General features: G+C 65.4%; 19 protein-coding genes. 7 read left to right on the plus strand and 12 right to left on the minus strand.

Going from position 1 to position 19,197, the window contains the following annotated elements:
- Positions 1–62: 62 nt before the first annotated feature.
- The 3 genes from ACFZAI_RS26020 to ACFZAI_RS26030 are packed head-to-tail and all read right to left on the minus strand — an operon-like array spanning position 63 to position 1,645.
- On the minus strand, positions 63–587 hold the full coding sequence (locus tag ACFZAI_RS26020; protein WP_391569650.1) for a DsbA family protein: 525 nt from the start codon (positions 585–587) through the stop codon (positions 63–65).
- A 2-nt stretch (positions 588–589) separates the two neighbouring features.
- Positions 590–1,084, minus strand: coding sequence for a redoxin domain-containing protein (locus tag ACFZAI_RS26025; protein ID WP_391569651.1), 495 nt, complete (start codon positions 1,082–1,084; stop codon positions 590–592).
- A 42-nt stretch (positions 1,085–1,126) separates the two neighbouring features.
- Positions 1,127–1,645: a Dps family protein gene (locus tag ACFZAI_RS26030; RefSeq protein WP_391569652.1), complete on the minus strand. Its 519-nt coding sequence runs from the start codon at positions 1,643–1,645 to the stop codon at positions 1,127–1,129.
- A 229-nt stretch (positions 1,646–1,874) separates the two neighbouring features.
- Between ACFZAI_RS26030 and ACFZAI_RS26035 the strand changes: the two genes are divergently transcribed.
- The 7 genes from ACFZAI_RS26035 (at position 1,875) to ACFZAI_RS26065 (ending at position 8,802) form a co-directional block, all read left to right on the plus strand.
- Positions 1,875–3,374 carry a sensor histidine kinase gene (locus ACFZAI_RS26035; protein WP_391569653.1) on the plus strand — a complete coding sequence of 500 codons (1,500 nt, stop codon included), beginning with the start codon at positions 1,875–1,877 and terminating at the stop codon, positions 3,372–3,374.
- Positions 3,375–3,474: 100 nt separating this feature from the next.
- Positions 3,475–4,116: a response regulator transcription factor gene (locus tag ACFZAI_RS26040; protein ID WP_391569654.1), complete on the plus strand. Its 642-nt coding sequence runs from the start codon at positions 3,475–3,477 to the stop codon at positions 4,114–4,116.
- A gap of 115 nt (positions 4,117–4,231) precedes the next feature.
- Entirely contained in the window at positions 4,232–4,615 is a 384-nt protein-coding gene (locus ACFZAI_RS26045; protein ID WP_391569655.1) for a response regulator transcription factor, read from the plus strand.
- 186 nt (positions 4,616–4,801) lie between these two features.
- Positions 4,802–5,638, plus strand: a complete 837-nt coding sequence (locus tag ACFZAI_RS26050; RefSeq protein ID WP_391569656.1) for an alpha/beta fold hydrolase — start codon at positions 4,802–4,804, stop codon at positions 5,636–5,638.
- A gap of 371 nt (positions 5,639–6,009) precedes the next feature.
- Positions 6,010–6,432, plus strand: coding sequence for a GreA/GreB family elongation factor (locus ACFZAI_RS26055; RefSeq protein WP_391569657.1), 423 nt, complete (start codon positions 6,010–6,012; stop codon positions 6,430–6,432).
- Positions 6,433–6,786: 354 nt separating this feature from the next.
- The gene (locus ACFZAI_RS26060; RefSeq protein ID WP_391569658.1) at positions 6,787–7,656 is read left to right on the plus strand and encodes an RNA ligase family protein; all 870 of its coding nucleotides are present in this window, start codon (positions 6,787–6,789) and stop codon (positions 7,654–7,656) included.
- A 9-nt stretch (positions 7,657–7,665) separates the two neighbouring features.
- Positions 7,666–8,802, plus strand: coding sequence for an AAA family ATPase (locus ACFZAI_RS26065; protein ID WP_391569659.1), 1,137 nt, complete (start codon positions 7,666–7,668; stop codon positions 8,800–8,802).
- Positions 8,803–8,915: 113 nt separating this feature from the next.
- Here ACFZAI_RS26065 and ACFZAI_RS26070 read toward each other — a convergent pair whose 3' ends face one another.
- The 9 genes from ACFZAI_RS26070 to ACFZAI_RS26110 form a co-directional block, all read right to left on the minus strand.
- Positions 8,916–10,334: an MFS transporter gene (locus tag ACFZAI_RS26070; protein ID WP_391569660.1), complete on the minus strand. Its 1,419-nt coding sequence runs from the start codon at positions 10,332–10,334 to the stop codon at positions 8,916–8,918.
- Positions 10,335–10,421: 87 nt separating this feature from the next.
- Complete coding sequence (locus ACFZAI_RS26075; protein ID WP_391569661.1) at positions 10,422–11,612, minus strand: 4-hydroxybenzoate 3-monooxygenase; 1,191 nt, start codon at positions 11,610–11,612, stop codon at positions 10,422–10,424.
- Positions 11,613–11,763: 151 nt separating this feature from the next.
- Complete coding sequence (locus ACFZAI_RS26080) at positions 11,764–13,461, minus strand: long-chain-fatty-acid--CoA ligase (RefSeq protein ID WP_391569662.1); 1,698 nt, start codon at positions 13,459–13,461, stop codon at positions 11,764–11,766.
- Positions 13,462–13,497: 36 nt separating this feature from the next.
- The gene (locus tag ACFZAI_RS26085) at positions 13,498–14,652 is read right to left on the minus strand and encodes an acyl-CoA dehydrogenase family protein (protein WP_391569727.1); all 1,155 of its coding nucleotides are present in this window, start codon (positions 14,650–14,652) and stop codon (positions 13,498–13,500) included.
- Between the two features lie 17 nt (positions 14,653–14,669).
- Positions 14,670–15,494, minus strand: a complete 825-nt coding sequence (locus ACFZAI_RS26090; protein WP_391569663.1) for an SDR family NAD(P)-dependent oxidoreductase — start codon at positions 15,492–15,494, stop codon at positions 14,670–14,672.
- Between the two features lie 21 nt (positions 15,495–15,515).
- Positions 15,516–15,920 carry a MaoC family dehydratase gene (locus ACFZAI_RS26095; protein WP_391569664.1) on the minus strand — a complete coding sequence of 135 codons (405 nt, stop codon included), beginning with the start codon at positions 15,918–15,920 and terminating at the stop codon, positions 15,516–15,518.
- The gene (locus tag ACFZAI_RS26100) at positions 15,913–16,356 is read right to left on the minus strand and encodes a MaoC family dehydratase N-terminal domain-containing protein (protein ID WP_391569665.1); all 444 of its coding nucleotides are present in this window, start codon (positions 16,354–16,356) and stop codon (positions 15,913–15,915) included. Before ACFZAI_RS26100 ends, ACFZAI_RS26095 begins: the two co-directional genes overlap by 8 nt.
- Before the next feature lie 110 nt (positions 16,357–16,466).
- Positions 16,467–17,651: a lipid-transfer protein gene (locus ACFZAI_RS26105; protein ID WP_391569666.1), complete on the minus strand. Its 1,185-nt coding sequence runs from the start codon at positions 17,649–17,651 to the stop codon at positions 16,467–16,469.
- The gene (locus tag ACFZAI_RS26110; protein ID WP_391569667.1) at positions 17,648–19,180 is read right to left on the minus strand and encodes a long-chain fatty acid--CoA ligase; all 1,533 of its coding nucleotides are present in this window, start codon (positions 19,178–19,180) and stop codon (positions 17,648–17,650) included. Before ACFZAI_RS26110 ends, ACFZAI_RS26105 begins: the two co-directional genes overlap by 4 nt.
- Positions 19,181–19,197 lie beyond the last annotated feature (17 nt).

Genomic DNA, 19,197 nt, shown 5'->3' on the forward strand with positions numbered 1-19,197 from the left:
TAGCATGTGGGCCGACGCGTTCAGTAATCAAAAATACCTGGGGAATTGAAAGATTCCGCTTATCAACTGGCCGCCACGCGCGTCAGCACATCGATCAAACTGGCCGCATCGCGCCTGCCGTCATAGCGCAGTCCGTTGATGAAAAGCGTGGGCGTGCCGTTCACGCCGCTGCGCACGCCGCCCGAGAAGTCTTGCTCGATTTTTTTATCGAAGCTGCCTTCGAAGGCCTGCCGCAAGGTGGCGACGCCCACGCCCAGGCGTGCGCCGTACGCCAGCAGATCCTGCTCGGACAACGCGTTCTGGTTTTCGTACAGCAGGTCGTGCGCCTGCCAGAACAGGCCGACCTGCGCCGCGGCTTCGGCGAACTCGGCCGCGCGCATTGCGTCGGGGTGCAATTCCGAAATGGGAAAGTTGCGGAACACGAAGCGCAGGCGTTCGCCCATGGCCTGCTGCACCGCCTTCAGCACGGGATAGGCTTCGCCGCAATACGGGCATTCGTAATCGCCGTACTCGACCAGCGTGACGGGGGCGTCGGCGGGTCCGGCGGCATGGTCCTGCGCGGAAACCGGCAAGTAAAGGTGGCTCATGATCAGGCTCCTTTGTGCAGGGCAGGCGCGGCAAGTTTGTCCAGCGCATCAAGAATGCCGTCGGCGCCCGGGTTGATGCCCAGCGGCGAGACCTCGCTCCAGCGGATGATGCCGTCGGCGTCCAGCACGAACAGCGCGCGTTCGGTAATGCCGTCGGCCTCGCGGTAGACGCCATACCGGCGCGCCACCGCGCCCTTGGGTTCAAAGTCCGCCAACAGCGGGAAGTGCAGCTTGCGCGCCTGGGCGAAGGCGGCGTGGCACCAGACGCCGTCCACCGAAATGCCCACCAGCTGCGCGCCCGCGCGGTGGAATTCGGGCAGGATTTCGTTGTATAGCGCCATCTGGTCGCCACAGACCGGGCTCCAGTCGGCGGGGTAGAAGGCCAGAATCGCGGGGCGGCCGCGCAGGTCCAGCAACGACACTTTCTGGTCGGGCGTCGCGGGCAGAATGAAGTCGGGCGCCGGCGTGCCGGCAGGCAGGGGCAGGAGGGAAGACATGGGGTTTCTCCGTAGCAGTCAGGGCAAGCAATGCCGGCCGGCCTAGCGGGCCGCGCGGGTGGACTCGAACAGGAACCAGCTGCGGCGCTCGGCTTCGTCGATCCAGTTCTCGATCAGGCTTGTCGATGCCACGTCGTTGTAGTTGTCGCAGACGACATGAGTGGCGCGCAGGAAGCTCAGCAGTTGCCGGTTGTCGTCGGCCAGCTCCGCCAGCATGTCTTCGGGCGTGACGTAGTCGGCGTCGTTGTCCAGCAGGCGTTGGGTGCGGTGGATGTGGCCAATCGACCGCAGCGTCGTGCCGCCGACTTTGCGGGCGCGTTCGGCAATGGCGTCGGTGGTGGCGAAGATTTCATCGCCCTGCTCGTCCAGCATCAGGTGGTAGTCGCGAAAGTGCGGCCCCGACACATGCCAGTGGAAGTTCTTCGTCTTCAGGTACAGCGCAAACATGTCGGCCAGCAGCGCCGTCAGCGCGCCCGAAATGTCGACACGGGCCTGGGCGCCCAAATCGGTGGGAGTACGCAGCGGGGCGCTCAGACGGGACGAGATAGCAAGATCGTTCATGGAAATCTCCAGGTTCAGGGGACACACCGTCGGGCTTCACCGCCCGATGGAAAGCAGAATAGGCGCGCCCCGCCAGCGGCGAATTCGGCAGATCGTTTCCCCACCCCATACCTTTGTTTAGTCGCCAGAACAGGATGATTTCGTTCAAAGTTGATTGATAACGTGCAAGCCGCCGCGTGATGCAACCGCTACCGTGACGATTTGGCCGCTTTCATCCCGGAGACTTCTCTTGCTCTTGACGCCTCGCGCGCGCGCGCCCCGGCTCCCATTCCTGCCGCCCGATCATGATGGGCTGCACGCGTCCGCGTCCCCGGGTTCCCTCCTGGCCTGCCGCCTGGCCGCCGCCAGCCTGGCGCTGGCGATTTTCCTGTTCGACTCGCTCAGCACCTTCGAAGGGGCGGTAGCCGTGTTGTATGTGGTGGTGGTGATGCTGGCGGCGCGCTCAGCGCGTGCGCGCGACATCATCATTGCCGCCGTGGCGGGCATCACGCTGACCCTGGCGGCGTATATCGACTCGCACGGTTTCAACCATGTGGGGTCGCAGACGGTGCGCGCCTTTGTCAGCCTGGCCGCCATCGGCATTACAGCCGTACTGGCGCTACAGAACCAGACCGCCACCAAACGGCTGGCGGCCCAGGCCCGGCTGCTGAACCTGTCGCACGACATGATCTTCGTGCGAGACCGCACCGGCGCCATCACCTTCTGGAACCGCACGGCTGAAGAGGTCTATGGGTGGCCCGCGCAGGTGGCGGTCGGCCAGCAGGCCGACGCGCTGCTGCAAACGTGCTACCCGGAACCTCGCGCCGCCATCGAGGCCCGGCTGCTGGAGGCGGGCAGTTGGGAAGGGACGCTCGCGCAAACGACCCAGGCCGGCAAGACGCTGACCCTGGCCAGCCGGTGGGTGGTGCAGCGTGACCACAACGGCCGCTTGGTGGGCGTGATGGAAACGCATACCGACATCACTGAACGCAGGCAGGCGCAAGACGCCTTGCTGGAGGCGCGGGCCGAACTGGCGCACGCGGCACGCGTGGCCACGCTGGGCGAGCTGACGGCGTCCATCGCGCACGAGGTCAACCAGCCGCTGATGGCGGTGGTCACCAGCGGGGAAGCCGGCATGCGCTGGCTGCGGCGCGATCCGCCGGACTTGCACGAGGTGGGCATTTCCATTGAACGCATCGTGTCCGAAGGCCGCCGCGCCAGCGAGATCGTCAAGCGCATTCGCGCTTTTTTGAGCAAGGCGCCCACACAGTGCAATACGTTGGACGCGGGCGCGCTCATCGACGAAGCCGCGCGGCTCATCGAACACGAACTGAATCGCGAGCGCGTCTTCCTGCACACCGCCATCGCACCCGACCTGCCAGCGCTGGCGGGCGATCGCATCCAGCTTCAGCAAGTGCTCGTCAACCTGATGGTGAACGCCGCACAGGCCATGGCTGGGCTGCCCGAGCCGCGCATCTTGTCCATCAGCGCCAACCACGCCGATGCCGACGCAAGCGCCGTAGAAATCATCGTGGCCGATACCGGGCCGGGTATCGACATGAACGCCATCGACCGCCTGTTCGACCCGTTCTACACCACCAAGCCGCAAGGCATGGGCATGGGGCTGGCCATCTGCCGCACCACGGTCCAGGCGCACGGCGGCCAATTGACGGCCAGCAACCAGCCCGGCGCTGGCGCGCGCTTCGTACTGACGCTGCCCCCTGCCTCAACGCTGAACGCCAGGCCGTAACCGCAGCCCGCAACCCGGAGCCCACAGTTCGCAACCCGCAACCAACAGCCCACAGCCACAGCAACAGCCCTCAACCCTGAACCTTGAACCCTCCGCCCCCATGACCGCGACCTCCAAGACCGCTGCCCCGCCGCCCGCCCAGGTGCTTATCGTGGACGACGACGCCGGCGTGCGCGACGCGCTGGACAGCCTGCTGCGCTCGGTCGGATTGCGCACGCTGGTGTTCGCCTCGCCCGCCGAGCTGCTGCAAGCGACGCTGCCCGATGCGCCCGGCTGCATCATCCTGGACGTGCGCCTGCCCGGCGCCAGCGGGCTGGACGTTCAGGACCATCTGGCCAAGCTCGGCATACCCCTGCCCATCATCTTCATCACCGGCCACGGCGACATTCCGATGACCGTGCGCGCGATGAAAGCCGGCGCGATCGACTTCTTATCCAAGCCGTTCCGGGAACAGGACATGCTGGACGCGGTAGCCGCCGCCATCGACCGCGACCGTGCACGCCGCGAGCAGGCGGCTGCGCTGGGGGATGTGCGCGCCCGCTACGACACCTTGACGCCGCGTGAACGCGAGGTGCTGGCGCATGTGGTGTCGGGGCTGATGAACAAACAGGTGGCCGGCCTGATCGGCCTGAGTGAAATCACGGTGAAGATCCATCGCGGCAACGTCATGCGCAAAATGGGCGTGCGGTCGCTGGCCGATCTGGTGCGCAGCGCCGAGGCGCTGGGCGTTTCACGGCCGTGACGCCGCCCGCCCCAAACCTGCGTATGATTTTCCAGACGGCGGCGAAGGTTCATAAAGGAGGCATGCCGCGCATCGGACGCTCTTTCATGCATCACGCGGCAGGAAGGATTTGTCTATGAATCACGCCTCAACGATCGCGATCGTCGACGACGACGACGGGGTCAGGGTCTCGTTGTCCAGCCTGGTGCGCTCGCTGGGCTACGCCGTACGCACTTATGGTTCCGCGCACGAATTTCTGCATGACCCGGACGTCGGCACGCCCGTCTGCCTGATCGCCGATATCCAGATGCCCCTCATGACGGGAGACCAGCTACAGGCCGCCTTGCTGGCGGCCGGCAGACGGCTCCCGATGATTTTCATGACGGCGTTTCCCACGGAAGCCATGCGCCGGCGCGTCATGGACGCCGGGGCCTGCGCCTATCTTGAAAAGCCGGTTGACGCCGACGCCATCGCCCGCTGCCTGGCGGCGGCGATGGCGCGCCGCGCCGCGTTGGACTAAGCAACGTGGCGTGCGCGACACAACCGGATCACGCGCAGCACGCGGCGTTCAAACCGCCGCCTATACGTTCGTATGAGGGTGCAAAGCCTGCGTAGGATTTTCCTGCGCGACGCTTGGCCCTAGTCTTGCTTCTCGTCTTTCCCTGCGGTTCACCCCCCCTCGCTTCATCATCAGGAGTTACCGACCATGAGCACCATCACCACCACCGACGGCGTGCAGATCTTCTTCAAGGACTGGGGTCCGAAGTCGGCCCAGCCCATCATGTTCCATCATGGCTGGCCCTTGTCGAGCGACGACTGGGACGCCCAGATGCTGTACTTCGTCAGCAAGGGCTTTCGCGTCATTGCGCACGACCGCCGCGGCCACGGCCGTTCCAGCCAGGTCAGCGAGGGCCATGACATGGACCACTACGCGGCCGACGCCGCCGCCGTGGCCGAACATCTGGACTTGCGCAACGCCGTGCATATCGGCCATTCCACGGGCGGCGGCGAAGTGGCGCGCTATGTGGCGAAATTCGGCCAGCCGCAAGGCCGCGTCGCCAAAGCCGTGCTGGTCAGCGCCGTGCCGCCCTTGATGGTCAAGACGGACAGCAACCCGGGCGGCACGCCGATCGAGGTCTTCGACGGTTTCCGCGCCGCGCTGGCCGCCAACCGCGCGCAGTTCTTCCTGGATGTGGCCGCCGGCCCCTTCTACGGCTTTAACCGCGCCGACGCAAAGGTGTCCCAAGGCGTCATCAACAACTGGTGGCGCCAGGGCATGATCGGCAGCGCCAAGGCGCATTACGAGGGCATCAAAGCCTTCTCGGAAACCGATCAGACCGAAGACCTGAAGGCGATCACCGTGCCCACGCTGGTCATGCATGGTGACGACGATCAGATCGTGCCGATCGACGATTCTTCGCGCCTGTCGGTCAAATTGCTGAAAAACGGCACGCTGAAGGTGTACGCGGGCTTTCCGCACGGCATGCTGACGACCCACGCCGAGGTCATCAACCCTGACCTGCTGGCGTTCATCAAGAGCTGATTTTTCTCAATATCTTGTAAAAGGGGGCGGGTTAACCCTGCCTTCTTTCGGACTTTTCCGATACTTCGGCCCGCCGATGGCCTATATACTCCCCACTTGCCGACAGCAGATTGGGCGCCAAACGCGCAAAACCTGCACCGCTTCGATGCAAGAATCAGCCCCGTGGGGCTCTCCCCGGGGACACGGAACGCTTCACGATCCGTCTGCCGCCACGGCGGCGAACTCTCCCGCGCCAGATTCACACGCTACGCATCGTCGCGGCACTGCTTGAACATTCTCTTCCCAAAGCGCTGTCATCTCCTCCATCGCCTTGCCCCGTGCATGCCCACCGGCATACGCAGGCCGAGGCATTTCGTCTAAGAAGAACCGACATGAACGCCGTGCCGCAAGACAAACTGATTACCGCCCTGGACCACGCCCGCCTGCTGGGCATGATCACCCGTCCGGCCACCGCCGCCGCATTGCCGCGCGATGCCGTCGACGCCGCCCAGGACATCCTGGATTCCGCGCCCATCATCGCCATCGAAGAAGTCACGCCCGACATCGTGACGATGCGCTCGCGCCTTCGCCTGCTCAATGACAACGGCACGGAACTGCTCGTCACGCTGTGCTACCCCGCCGACGCAAACCTGGCGCAAGGCCAGGTGTCGGTGCTGTCGCCGCTGGGCTTGAGCCTGCTCGGGTCGCGCCAGGGCCAGCGCATTACGTGGACGGCGCCCAACCAGACCGAACACGCAGGCACCATCGAAGAAATCGTCTACCAGCCCGAAGCGGCGGGCGACACCACGGCATAGCGCGTCGTGGCCAGCGCGCCACGCCTTGCGTTGACAAGACGCGGCGCGCTGTTTTAGGATTCGGCCCTCTTTGCTTGACCTGCTCGTTTTCTGGTCTACCCCCCTTTCTTGTCTTCACCCCTTTTTCTCTTGAGTGCAACCGTGTCTGCCATTCGTCAATTCGCCTAAACGCCGACGACTACCTTCCTGGTAATCGCGGTCTGCTTGCTCGCCCTTGCGGCCAGACGTTTCCGTATCCGTCTTCGCCCCAACATCCGAGTCCAAGCGCGGTTCCAGAAAGCACACACACACTCCCGCTTTCCCCCCCGTTCAGACTGCGTCGTCGGCTTCCCCCATTTGCTTTGGAGAAGACCCATGACGCTGGATTTCTGCGCCTACGCGCAATCGCTGGACCTGTTCCGTTACCCCCGCACGCCGCACCTTGAAGGCTCGCGCCTGCAAGACGGCGACGAAAGCCATGACCACGTGCCCTACCGCGCGCTTGCCGGCCTGCATCTGGTCGTTGAAGAAAAGCTGGATGGCGCCAACACCGGCATCAGCTTCAGCTCGTCGGGCGAGCTGCTGCTGCAATCGCGCGGCCACTATCTGGTGGGCGGCGGCCGCGAACGGCAGTTCAGCTTCGTCAAGGCCTGGGCAGCCGCGCATGCCGATTGGCTGCTGCAACGCCTGGAAGACCGCTACGTGATGTACGGCGAAACGCTGTCGAAAAAGCACTCCGTTTTCTACGATGCGTTGCCGCATCACTTCTTCGAATTCGATGTGCTGGACCGCCACACGGGCGAGTTCCTGTCCACCGATGCGCGGCGTGTGCTGTTGGCGGGGGGGCCGGTGCTATCGGTACCCGTGCTGTACGAAGGCGTGGCGCCCGCCAAACTGAACACGCTGAAGGCCCTGCTGAAGCCGTCGCTTGCCAAGACACGCGGCTGGCGCGCCGCCTTTGAAGCCACGGTGCTGCGCGAAGGGCACGACCTGGCACGTGCGTGGAAGCAGTGCGACAAGTCGGACTTATCAGAAGGCCTGTACATCAAGGTCGAAGCCGAGGGAAAAACGCTGGCCCGCTACAAATGGGTGCGCGCCGACTTCGTGCAGGCCATTCTGGATTCCGACAAGCATCACTCGGAACAGCCCTACGTGCCGAACCTGCTGGCCGCGGGCGTGGACCTTTATGCCCCGCGCCTGACGGTCGACTGGGACACGTTGCGCGCTAGCGGCGCCCAAGAATAAGGAACGATCATGCAATTTGATAATCTGCGGGCGCTAGCGCCCGCGCCCGGCCAATCACCGGATTACGCCGCGTGCCTGGCGGCATTCCCCGCCTTGGAGCTGGCCAAGACCACCCCGCAAGACCCGCGCTATCACGGCGAAGGCGATGTCTGGACGCACACGATGATGGTGGTCGACGCCCTGCTTGCCCTGCCCCAATACCAGGCGGCGTCGCGTGCGGATCAGGAGGTGGTGTTTCTGGCCGCACTGTTGCACGACGTGGCCAAGCACAGCACGACGGTCATCGACCCGGTGACGGGCGCCATCGGCCAGCCGGGCCATTCGCGCAAGGGCGCCATCGACGCCCGCATCGCGCTGTGGGACGCGGGCGCGCCGTTCCACGTGCGCGAGGCCGTGTGCCGCTTGATCAGCGTGCATCAGGTGCCGTTCTTCGCGCTGGAAGGCTCGCGCCGGGGCAAACCGCCCGAGTTCATCGCGCGTGAATTGTCGTGGCACGTCAGCCTGCCGTTACTCGCGATGCTGGCCGAAGCCGACATGCGCGGGCGCATCTGCGCTGACGCGCAGCGGGTGCTGGACAACATCGCGCTGTTCTGCGAACTGGCGCGCGATGATGGCTGCTTTGAACACCCCCGAGCTTTCGCGGATGCGCATACCGCGGTCAGCTACTTTCGCGGCGCGGACGTGCACCCCGACTACCCGCTGTTCCAAGAGCCGGGCTCGCGCGTCATCGTGATGTCGGGCTTGCCGGCATCGGGCAAGAACACGTGGGTGAACGCGCATTACCCCGACCTGCCGGTGATTTCATTTGACGATGCCCGCGAAGAACTCGGCCTGCGCCACGGCAAGAACGAAGGCAAGGTGGCGCACCTGGCCATCGAACGCGCGCGCGAACTGCTGCGCCGCAAAGCGCCCTTCGTGTGGAACGCGACGAACCTGAGCGAACTGATGCGCAAGAAAACGCTGGACCTGCTGTATGCCTACCACGCCGAGGTCGAGCTGGTGTACCTGGAAAAGCCGCGCGCCGAACTGCTGCGCCGTAATAGCCGGCGCGACACGTCGCTGTCGAACAAGACGTTGACGGGCATGCTGCACCGCTGGGATCTGCCGCTGCCCACCGAAGCGCATCGGGTGGTGTATGCGGTGTAGCGCGACGGGCCAGCAAGGTGTGGCGGCGTGACGCGGGTAGCCGTCATACCGATACGCAGGGTGGCTGTCCCAATCACGCGGAGACAAACCCGCGCCAGCAGAAGGATTGCGGTTCATCGTGACACTCCGGAATGCGCAACAGGGCGCGTCAGGTCAGGGGAAACTTGCGCCGGGATGTGGCGGCGCAGAAGCAACAGCGCTATCAACGCAAACACCATCACCGCGCCCAACATCGTCAGATAGCCGTGCGCACCGCCCAGCGTGATCACCGAGGCGCCCACGAAGGCGCTGAGAATGGCGCCGAGCCGGCCGAACGCAAGCGCCGACGCCGTACCCGTTGCCCGCACCCCCGTGGGGTATACAAAGGCGCACAGCGCGTACATCGTGGATTGCACGGCGTTGACAAAGAGCCCATGCACGCCAAAGCCAAAAACCAGCAGCGACGTGTCTTGCTGCACGTTCAACGTCAGCATCAGGAACGCGCTGCCAAATGCGCCCGCGCAGCAGATGGCCAGCGGCCAGCGCGAGCCCCAACGCGTCATGGCGACGGCGCACCCCAGCGCGCCGATCACGCCGCCCAGGTTGTAGGCGGTCAGCCCAGAGCCCGCCACGGCCAACGGCAAGCCCTCGGCCGACAGCATTGTCGGCAACCAGCTGAATGCGCTGTACACCGCCGTCAAGCACATGAAGAACGCCACCCAGATGGCAAGGGTGTCGGTGCGATACCCCGGCGCAAACAGCGCGCGCACCCCGCCCTGCGTGGCCGATGCACGGCGCTCGATGGCCTGTTCCGCGGCATCGGTATAGACGGCCCCTTGCGCCATGGGCCGGCCCATACGGGCGAGCAACGCGTTCAATTGCCGCCACCGTTCTGGCCGTCGCGCCAGAAAGCGCGGCGATTCGGGTAAGGCGGCCATCAGCACAACGGCCAATACCAGCGGCAAGGCGCCTCCCACAAAAAACAGCGTGCGCCAGCCATACAGCGGCAACACGTGCGCCGAGAAGAATCCCGCCAGCATGCCGCCCAGCGGCACGCAGACGATGGTGGCGGTGACCGCCAGCGTGCGCCGGCGCGACGGCGTGAATTCGGCAGTCATGGTCGTGGCGCTGGGCATCGCGCCGCCAATGCCCAAACCGGCAATGAAGCGCAGTACGGCAACGGTTAGCGGGTCGGGCGCCAGGCCGATTGCGCAGGTGGCCGAGCCGAACACCAACACGCTGACAATCACCGCCATGCGCCGCCCGTAGCGGTCGGCAAACAGCCCGGCGCAGGCGCTGCCGACAGCCATGCCGATCAGCCCCGCCGCCACGGCGGGCGCAAACGCCTCACGCGTGATGCCCCATTCCTTGATCATCAACGGAATGGCGAAGCCGATCAGCTGGCCGTCAAAGCCATCCATGACGATGGCCAGCGCGGCCAGCATCACCACGAACTTCTGCATGCCGCTGAAACGTCCTTCGTCCAGCAAGGCGCCGACGTCGGCGGCCGCGGGTGCGGTTGCGGGTACCCCTCCTGAAACATTGCCTGCCATGTGTGGTCTCCTTGGTGTTGCGCTTGGGCCTGGCTCTGATGGTACGGCTTCATGTGGCGCGTGGGGTTCAAACGGACGCTGCGGCGTTCAATCCCAGGGCGCCTCCATTGGCAAGCCCACATAGTTTTCCGCAAGCGCCGTGGATGCGGCCCGCGATCGGGTCAGATAGTCCAGGTTGGCGTCTTGCACCTTGCGATCAAACGCATCCGCGCCGGGCGCGCGATGCAGCATCGACGTCATCCACCATGAGAAACGTTGCGCCCGCCAAATACGGCGCAGCGCCGAAGCGCTGTACTGGTCCAGCAGATCTTCGCTGCGATGCTGGTAATAACGCGCGAGCGCACGCGACAGCAGCCGCACATCGGACATGGCCAGGTTCAACCCCTTGGCGCCTGTAGGCGGCACCACGTGCGCGGCGTCGCCCGCCAGGAACAGCTGGCCATGGCGCATGGGTTCGGTCACCATGCTGCGCATACCCACCACCGTCTTGCTAAAGATTTCGCCTTCTTTCGGTTCCCAGCCATCCCGGGTGGCCAGGCGCGCACGCAAGCCAGACCAGATGCGGTCGTCGGACCAGTCGGCCGGCGTGTCGTTGGGGTCGCATTGCAGGTACATGCGTTGCACCTGCGGCGAACGGGTGCTGACAAGCGCAAAGCCGTCTTCGCCCAGCGCGTAGATCAGTTCATCGGAAGACGGCGGGGCCTTGCACAGCATGCCTAGCCAGCCGAAAGGGTAGCGGCGTTCGGCGGTTTGCCGCGCGTGCGCGGGAATGGCGGCGCGGCTGACGCCGTGCGCGCCGTCGCACCCGGCGATGAAGTCTGCTTCCAGCATATGCGCGCCGCCCTGCGGCCCGGTGAAGCGCACGCTGGGGCGCGTGGATTCCAGCGCATGCAAAGACACGCCGCTGACGTCGAAGCGAATGTCGCCGCCTGCGGCCAAGCGTGCGTCAACCAAGTCCTTGATGACCTCGTGTTGCGCGTAGACCATCACGGCCCGGCCCTGGGTGAGTTCAACGAAATTGATACGCCGGTCAACGCCGTTAAAGCGCAACACCGTGCCTTCGTGGCGAAACCCTTCGCGCCGCAGCCTGCCGCCCAGACCGGTTTCGGTCATCAGGTCTACTGTGCCTTGCTCCAGCACGCCGGCGCGTATGGTTGCGCAGATGTCTTCCCGGCTGCGCGCCTCCAGCACCACCGATTCGATACCCTGCAAATGCAACAGGTGCGACAGCATCAAGCCAGCCGGCCCTGCACCGATGATTGCCACCTGCGTCCGCATACCGATTCCCCTAGTCGTCACGCGCCGCGACAGCCGCCGGAACGGGCAGGCATGTGCATGGGCGAAGACCCTCGAGTGTCACCTCCTCTGTCGTTCTTGAAAATGGGTATCACGCAACGAATTCATTACGCTTTGGTAGGAGTTTCGACGTTCAACCCGTGGCGGCGTCCAACGCCGTCGCGCGCCCCGCCTCCTGCAATTGCCGCCACAGAATCTTGCCCGTGCTGGACTTGGGCAGCGCGTCCACAAACTCCACGATGCGGGGGGCTTTGTAGGCCGCCATGCGCGCACGCGCCCAGGCAATGACCTCGTCTTCCCTTGCGCTGTCGCGCGCCTCGGGGCGCAACACCAGCAAGGCCTTTACCGTTTCGCCGCGGCACGCGTCCGGCACGCCGATGACGCAAGCCTCGTGCACGGCGGGGTGGTCGTAAAGCGCGTTTTCCACTTCCGCCGGCCAGACCTTGTAGCCCGACGCGTTGATCATGCGCTTGAGCCGGTCGGTAACGAAGAAATAGCCGTCTTCGTCGACGCGGCCCAGATCCCCCGTGCGGAAGTAGCGTTTGCCATCCAGCATGAAGAAGGCGTCGGCGTCGGCCGCCGGGTTGTTCCAATAGCCTTGCATGATCTGCGCGCCACGCGTGACGAGTTCGCCGACTTCACCGGGCGGCAGTTCCTGCAACGTGGACGGGTCCACCACCCGCGTGTCAACGCCAAAGGTCGGCACGCCGATGCATTGGCGCTTGTTACGGTTCATGGGGTTGCAGTGCAGGAAGGACGCGGTTTCGGTCAGGCCGTAGGCTTCGTTGAAGATGATGCCGTAGCGCTCGGCCAGCATCGCCGAGACCGCTTCGGGCATGGGTGCGCCGCCGCCGCACAGCAAGGCCAGGCGCGACAGGTCGTAGGATTCGATGCCGGGTTGCGCAAAGAAGTCCACGATCATTGCGGGCGGCGCGGCCCAGACGCTGACGCGATGCCGCGCCATCAGTTGCGCGGCCACGTGCCGGTCCCAGCGCGGCAGCAGCACCACGGTGGCGCCCAGCAAGATCGGCAGGTTCATGCAGTTCTGCATGCCCAGCAAATGAAACAGGGGCGCCACGCCCATGATGACCGCTTCCGACGTTAGCCCGCGCCACAGCTGCGACCCCGTCACCGCCGCGCCCAGCGTGCCGTGCGTGTGTCGGCATCCCTTGGGCCGGCCCGTCGTGCCGGATGTGTAAGGCAGCAGGCACAGATCGCCCGCCTTCGCCTTGTGCGGCAGCGGCGGCGAATTGACCGCTAAAGCGCCGTACCACGGTACGCCGCCGGCAACGTCCGGCGCGCGGCGGGGCGCGGCAATGAGTTCGGGCGGGGCCAGGCTGCTTGCGTCAGCCAACGCGCTTCCCCCCAGATAATCCGAATACGTATGCACGATCACGCGGTCCAGCCGCCCGTCTTCCACAAAGCCCGCCAAGCGCGCGGCAAGCTCCTGCGCGGCGAACGCCACGCGGGCGCCACTGTCATCCAGATAGTGCGCAAGCTCGTCCGGTGTGCTCATCGCGTTCACCGGCACCACCACCGCTTCGGCGCGCAGCACCGCGTAGTAGGCAATGATGAATTGCGGACAGTTCTGGCTGAACAGCAACACGCGGTCGCCCGCCTTCACGCCCGCGCCGTGTTGCAGATAACCGGCCATGGCGTCGACCTCGCGCTTGAGCCGCGCGTAGTCCAGCACCGTGTCATAGAACACGATGGCGGGCTTGGCGGGGTAGCGCGTGGCCGCAGCCTCCAGGTTGAAGTACAGACTGGATTGGGGCGGGCTGATCTCCGCCGGCAGCCCCTTGGGCCAGTACCGATAGTGCGCTTGCTGCATCCGTGTCTCCGGTTCCCGCTCGTCGGGTGGGCCGCGTCAGGCGGTCATGCCGCGGGCGATGATTTCTTTCATGATCTCGTTTGAGCCGCCGTAGATCTTGCCCACGCGCGCATCGGCATACATGCGGGCGATGGGGTATTCCAGCATGTACCCGTAGCCGCCATGCAGTTGCAGGCATTCATCGATCACCTGGCAGTTCATCTGGGTCGTCCACCATTTGGCCATCGCAGCGGTGGACAGGTCCAGCGTGCCCGCCAGCTGCCGCGCGATGCAGTCGTCGACAAAGCGTGCGGCGATGGTGGCGACGGTCTCGCATTCGGCGAGCTTGAAGCGCGTGTTCTGCATGTCGATCAGCGGCTGGCCAAAGACTTGCCGCGTGGACGTATAGGCCACGGTGTCGTCGATGGCGCGGCGCATGGTCGCCACCGCGCCCACCGCAATCAGCAGGCGTTCACGCGGCAGCTGCTGCATCAGCTGGGAAAAGCCCCGGCCCTCGGTTTCACCCAGCAGGTGGGCGGCGGGCACACGCACGCCATCAAAGAACAGCTCGGCGGTGTCCAGGCTTTTCTGCCCCAGCTTTTCCAGCAGCCGCCCGCGTCTGAAGCCTGGCAAGTCCTGCGTTTCAACCATGACGAGCGACACGCCGCGCGACCCGGCTTGCGGGTCGGTCTTGGCCACGACGCAAATCAAATCCGCATGCAGGCCATTGGTGATGAAGGTCTTGGAGCCGTTGATCACATACGCATCGCCGTCGCGCACCGCGGTTGTGCGCACGCTTTTCAGGTCAGACCCCGCGCCCGGCTCGCTCATGGCGATGGCGCCCACGAGTTCGCCCGTGGCCATCTTCGGCAGCCAGCGCTGCTTTTGCGCCTCGGTGCCGTAGTTCAGGATGTAGTGCGCCAGTATGGCGCTATGCACGTTGTTGCTGAAGCCGTAGACCATGGCGCGCGCCTGCTCCGCCGCCACGATGGCTTCGTGCGCAAAGCTGCCCCCGCCGCCGCCATACGCTTCGGGCATGCTGACGCACAACAGGCCCATGCGCCCGGCCTTGCGCCAGACCTCGCGGTCAGCGTGCTGCTGCTTGCGCCACTTTTCTTCGTCGGGCACAAATTCGTTTTCAAAGAGGCGGCGCGTGGAATCCTGAAACAGCGTCAGGTCGGCATCCATCCAGCCTTGCCGTGGCGTGTCCATCATGGTCTCCTGGCCGTTCACGGACGGCCGCCGCCCACGACCAGCACCTGGCCGCTGACGTAGTTGGATTCAGGCAGGCAGAACAAATACACCGCCCCCGCCGCCTCGGCCGGCGTGCCGGCGCGTCCGATCGGGATCAGGCTTTCGGCGTTCTTCAGCACCTGCGGGTTCACGCCCACCTTGATCTGCCGGCCCTGGATATCCAGCGTGGCGTCACCATCGGCGGCGGCTTCGGTCAGGCGCGTCTTGATCAAGCCGAACGCCACGCTGTTCACGTTGACCTTGTAGCGCCCCCATTCCTTGGCCAGCGCGCGCGTCAGGCCATTGATGCCCGCCTTGGCCGCCGCGTAATTGGCCTGGCCGGCGTTGCCCATCACGCCCGATGTGGAAGAAATGTTCACGACCTTGCGGAACACTTCGCGGCCATCGGCGGCTTCGGCCTTGGCGGCTTCGCGGATGAAGCCCGAGGCTGCGCGCAGGATGCGAAACGGGGCCGACAGATGCACCGCCAGAATCTCGTCCCACTGCTCATCCGTCATTTTCTGGATGACGTTGTCCCAGGTGTAGCCGGCGTTGTTCACGATGATGTCCAGGCCGCCGAACGTATCGATGGCCGCACCCACGAAGCGCTCGGCAAAGCCGCGTTCCGTGACGCTGCCGGCGCATGCCTGCGCCTGCCCGCCCGCCTGCCGGATCAGCGCCACGGTGTGCTCGGCAGGCCCGGCGTCCAGGTCATTGACCACCACCTTCGCCCCTTCACGCGCGAGCTTCAATGCAATTTCCTGGCCGATGCCGCGTCCCGATCCGGACACCAGCGCAACCTTGCCTTCAAGCGTTCCCATTGTCTTGCTCCTGTTTGGTTTTCAAGGCGCGGCCAATACCGCCACGCCGCTTAATCGGAGTTCACCGGATTGGCTGCGCGCTTGCAGTTCCACCCGCAAGCGCGTTTCGCCTTGCGCGTTGAAGCGTTCGACGACTTGGCCGGTGCAACGCACTTCATCGCCCACCTGCGTGATCGCCACGAAGCGCACCGCAAATTCGCGCAAGGCCGATTGCGGCGCCCAGTTCGTCAGCAAGCGCGCCAGATACGCGGCAGACAACATGCCGTGCGCGAACACATCGTCCATGCCGGCTGCGCGTGCGAAATCGATGTCGACGTGGATGGGGTTGTGGTCGCCCGAAGCGCCGCAGTACAGCGCCAGCGCATGCCGGCTGATGGGGCCGGCCGTGAAGCCGGGCAGCGCATCGCCCTCTGCCCCCTTAGCCATTGCGCACCACCGTCACGGCGCGCATCTCGGCCACCAGATTTCCTGCGGCATCGCTCACGCGCGTTTCACGCACGACGAATTCCAGCGCCCCGCCCTTCTTGGCATAGATGTCGGTAATGCGCGGTTCAAAGCGCAACACGTCGCCCGCGCAGGCCATGGCGTGATACGTGAAGCCCTGCTCGCCGTGCAGCACGCGGCCGATGTCGATGCCCAGCAGTTCGCGCATGGCGGCCGGGCGCGGGCTGTCCATTTCCAGGCAGAAGAAGAACGTGGGCGGCACGGGCAGGCCACGATGGCCGGCCGCGCGCGCCGCGTCATCGTCGGTGTAGACGGGGTCGTCCTGGCCCGTCGCCTTGGCGAAGAAGCGCAAGCGGCCAGCGTCCACCGTGGTGGTGAAGGCGGGAAGCGTGGCGCCGATATGGCGGGTGTCCAACATGGGAATCTTTCCTTGTTGTTGACTGAGGGGGGGGCTGGGAGCAGGCCTGATGCATCTGGCCGCTGGCATCTGGCGGCTGCGATCAGGCCGCTGCGATCAGGCCGCTGCGATCAGGCCGCTTGATACAGCGTCACGACACATGCGCCGCCCAGCCCCAGGTTGTGCTGCAACGCCAGCCTTGCGCCTTCCACCTGTCGCAGGTCGGCCTGCCCGCGCAACTGCCACACGAGCTCCGTGCATTGCGCCAAGCCCGTTGCGCCCAGCGGATGGCCCTTGGACAAGAGGCCGCCGGACGGATTGGTGACGACGCGGCCGCCGTAGGTGTTGTCGCCATCGACAATGAATTTTTCGGCGGTGCCTTCGGGCGTCAGGCGCAGGCCTTCGTAGGTGATCAGCTCGTTTGCGGTGAAGCAGTCATGCAGTTCCACCACGTCGATGTCGGCCGGGTCCACGCCTGCCGCCTCGTAGACCTGATCCGCCGCGGCGCGCGTCATGTCGGCGCCGACGAGTTTGCGCATGTCTTGCTCGCCAAAGGTGGAGGGGGTGTCGGTCGTCATGGCTTGCGCGGCGATGCTGACGGCGGGACTCAAGCCGTGGCGGCGTGCGAAATCTTCCGAACACAGAATGGCGGCCGCCGCGCCGCACGTAGGCGGGCAGCATTGCAGGCGCGTCAACGGATCAAAGATCATGGGCGCGGCAAGCACTTCGTCCAACGTGACGGTCTGGCGGAACACGGCGTACGGATTGCGCGCGGCGTGCTGGCGCGCCTTGACCGAGATGCGCGCGAACGTGTCGGCGCGGATGCCGTGTTCTTTCATATAGTCGCGCCCGGCGCCGCCAAAGAATTGCGCGGCGCGCGGCTTGCCGGTGTCATAGCCTTGCAGGCCCTCCATTGACGACACGAATTCGGTGAGCGGCGACGGCCGGTCTTCGTACACGCCCTTCAGCGCGCCCGGCACCATCTGCTCAAAGCCTACCGCCAGTGCGCATTCCACCGCGCCGCTCTCCACGGCCTGACGTGCCAGGAACAAGGCCGACGACCCGCTGGCGCAATTGTTGTTCACATTGAAGACTGGAATACCGGTCAGGCCCACGCCATACACCACCGCCTGGCCGGAGGTGGAGTCGCCATACACGTAGCCCGCGTAAGCCTGTTGCACGGCGTCGTAAGGCACGCCGGCATCGGTCAAGGCTTCGCGCACCGCGCGCATGCCCATCACGGAATAGGGATCGCTTGCGCCGGGTTTGCTGAACGGGATCATGCCGACGCCGGCTACCCATACTTTTCGATTCATGCCTGCTTCTCCTGTGGGGTCGTGGCGGCCAATGCCGCACGCGGGGGTTCATGGCCTTGCCGTAGCACGGACTTCAAGACTTTTCCGGCGGCCGACATCGGCAGTTCGTTGCGGAATTCATAGCTCTTGGGGCATTTGTAGGTGGCCAGCAACGGGCGGCAATGCGCGCGCAACGCGTCCGCATCCAGGGCATGGCCCGCACGCGGCACGATCACGGCGTGTACGGCTTCACCCCAGCGTTCGTGCGGCACGCCGATCACGGCGCAGCGCGCCACCGACGCGTGCTGCGCCAGCGCGGCCTCGACTTCAGCGGCGTAGACGTTTTCGCCGCCGCTGACGATCATGTCTTTCAGGCGGTCTACCACATGCAGGTAGCCGTCTTCGTCCAGGCGCGCGGCGTCTCCCGTCAACAGCCACCCCTGTAAGAACGCGCTGGCGGTGGCGTCGGGCAGGTTCCAGTAGCCCGAGATCACCATGGGGCCGCGCACGGCAAGTTCGCCTACGTGGTTAACGGCAGCCTCTTTTCCATCGGGCGTCAGGATGCGCACTTCGACGCCCACGGCGGGCCGGCCCACGGAGTGCATGCGCGCACCGCCCTGGCGCACGTGGCGGTGAATGGCGACCAGCGCCGAAGTTTCGGTCATGCCGTACGCGTGTACGAATTCCGCTTGTGGAAATGCGGCCAGGGCGCGGTCGAGCAAGGCGGGGGCAATCGGTGATGCGCCCCAGATCACGCGCTGGACGCCGTCCAGGCGATAGCGTGAGAAATCAGGGTCATCCAGCAGCATCTGGATCATGCTGGGCACGAGCAGCACTTCGGACACGCCGTCATCTTGCAAGGATTGCAGCACCGCCTTGGGGTTGAAGCCGCGCTGCATCACCACCGAGCCGCCCGCCAGCAACTGACCCATCAAGCGCCCCAGCCCCGCCACATGAAACAGCGGCGCCACCAGCAGCACGCAGCTGTCTGCGTCGGTGGGCACCGTGGCCAGTCTGGCGACGGCGGCGCTCCATAGGTTGGCGTGCGTCAGCATCGCGCCTTTGGGAAAGCCGGTGGTGCCGCCGGTGTACAAGATGGCGGCCAGCGTGTCGCCGCCCGCGCGCAGATCCTCAAGCGGCGCGGCGGATTCGGCTTGCGTTTGCACCGCCGCGAACGACAGGGTCTGCGTGGAAGACGGCGGGGTGATTTCTTCCAGGCGCGACGCCAGCGCGTCGTCCACCAACAGCAGGCGCGGTGCGCCGTCTGCCAGCCCTTGCTTAAGCTCCGCGCAGCTCCAGCGCGTATTCAAGGGTTGAATCGCCGCGCCCAGCCACCAGCACGCCAGCATCGACGACACATAGGCGGCGCTGTTCACGCCCAACAACGCGACGCGGTCACCCGGCTGCACCCCGCTGGCGCGCAACACGGCGGCCTTGCGCGCGGCCCAGTCCAGCAGTTCGGGATACGTCCATCGCTGCGCGCCTTCGCGCAACGCGGTCTTGCCCGGATGCAGCCTGCAGGCGCGGTGCAGGCTTTGCGTCAGATACATCACCGTTGTCTCCTGCG

This window comes from Achromobacter sp. NPDC008082, assembly GCF_042957345.1.
GTDB lineage: Bacteria > Pseudomonadota > Gammaproteobacteria > Burkholderiales > Burkholderiaceae_B > Achromobacter > Achromobacter kerstersii_A.

Coding starts and splice junctions, on each gene's coding strand:
- ACFZAI_RS26020 (WP_391569650.1), bottom strand. CDS start 587: ATGAGCCACCTTTACTTGCCGGTTTCCGCGCAGGACCATGCCGCCGGA.
- ACFZAI_RS26025 (WP_391569651.1), bottom strand. CDS start 1,084: ATGTCTTCCCTCCTGCCCCTGCCTGCCGGCACGCCGGCGCCCGACTTC.
- ACFZAI_RS26030 (WP_391569652.1), bottom strand. CDS start 1,645: ATGAACGATCTTGCTATCTCGTCCCGTCTGAGCGCCCCGCTGCGTACT.
- ACFZAI_RS26040 (WP_391569654.1), top strand. CDS start 3,475: ATGACCGCGACCTCCAAGACCGCTGCCCCGCCGCCCGCCCAGGTGCTT.
- ACFZAI_RS26045 (WP_391569655.1), top strand. CDS start 4,232: ATGAATCACGCCTCAACGATCGCGATCGTCGACGACGACGACGGGGTC.
- ACFZAI_RS26050 (WP_391569656.1), top strand. CDS start 4,802: ATGAGCACCATCACCACCACCGACGGCGTGCAGATCTTCTTCAAGGAC.
- ACFZAI_RS26055 (WP_391569657.1), top strand. CDS start 6,010: ATGAACGCCGTGCCGCAAGACAAACTGATTACCGCCCTGGACCACGCC.
- ACFZAI_RS26060 (WP_391569658.1), top strand. CDS start 6,787: ATGACGCTGGATTTCTGCGCCTACGCGCAATCGCTGGACCTGTTCCGT.
- ACFZAI_RS26065 (WP_391569659.1), top strand. CDS start 7,666: ATGCAATTTGATAATCTGCGGGCGCTAGCGCCCGCGCCCGGCCAATCA.
- ACFZAI_RS26070 (WP_391569660.1), bottom strand. CDS start 10,334: ATGGCAGGCAATGTTTCAGGAGGGGTACCCGCAACCGCACCCGCGGCC.
- ACFZAI_RS26075 (WP_391569661.1), bottom strand. CDS start 11,612: ATGCGGACGCAGGTGGCAATCATCGGTGCAGGGCCGGCTGGCTTGATG.
- ACFZAI_RS26080 (WP_391569662.1), bottom strand. CDS start 13,461: ATGCAGCAAGCGCACTATCGGTACTGGCCCAAGGGGCTGCCGGCGGAG.
- ACFZAI_RS26085 (WP_391569727.1), bottom strand. CDS start 14,652: ATGGACACGCCACGGCAAGGCTGGATGGATGCCGACCTGACGCTGTTT.
- ACFZAI_RS26090 (WP_391569663.1), bottom strand. CDS start 15,494: ATGGGAACGCTTGAAGGCAAGGTTGCGCTGGTGTCCGGATCGGGACGC.
- ACFZAI_RS26095 (WP_391569664.1), bottom strand. CDS start 15,920: ATGGCTAAGGGGGCAGAGGGCGATGCGCTGCCCGGCTTCACGGCCGGC.
- ACFZAI_RS26100 (WP_391569665.1), bottom strand. CDS start 16,356: ATGTTGGACACCCGCCATATCGGCGCCACGCTTCCCGCCTTCACCACC.
- ACFZAI_RS26105 (WP_391569666.1), bottom strand. CDS start 17,651: ATGAATCGAAAAGTATGGGTAGCCGGCGTCGGCATGATCCCGTTCAGC.
- ACFZAI_RS26110 (WP_391569667.1), bottom strand. CDS start 19,180: ATGTATCTGACGCAAAGCCTGCACCGCGCCTGCAGGCTGCATCCGGGC.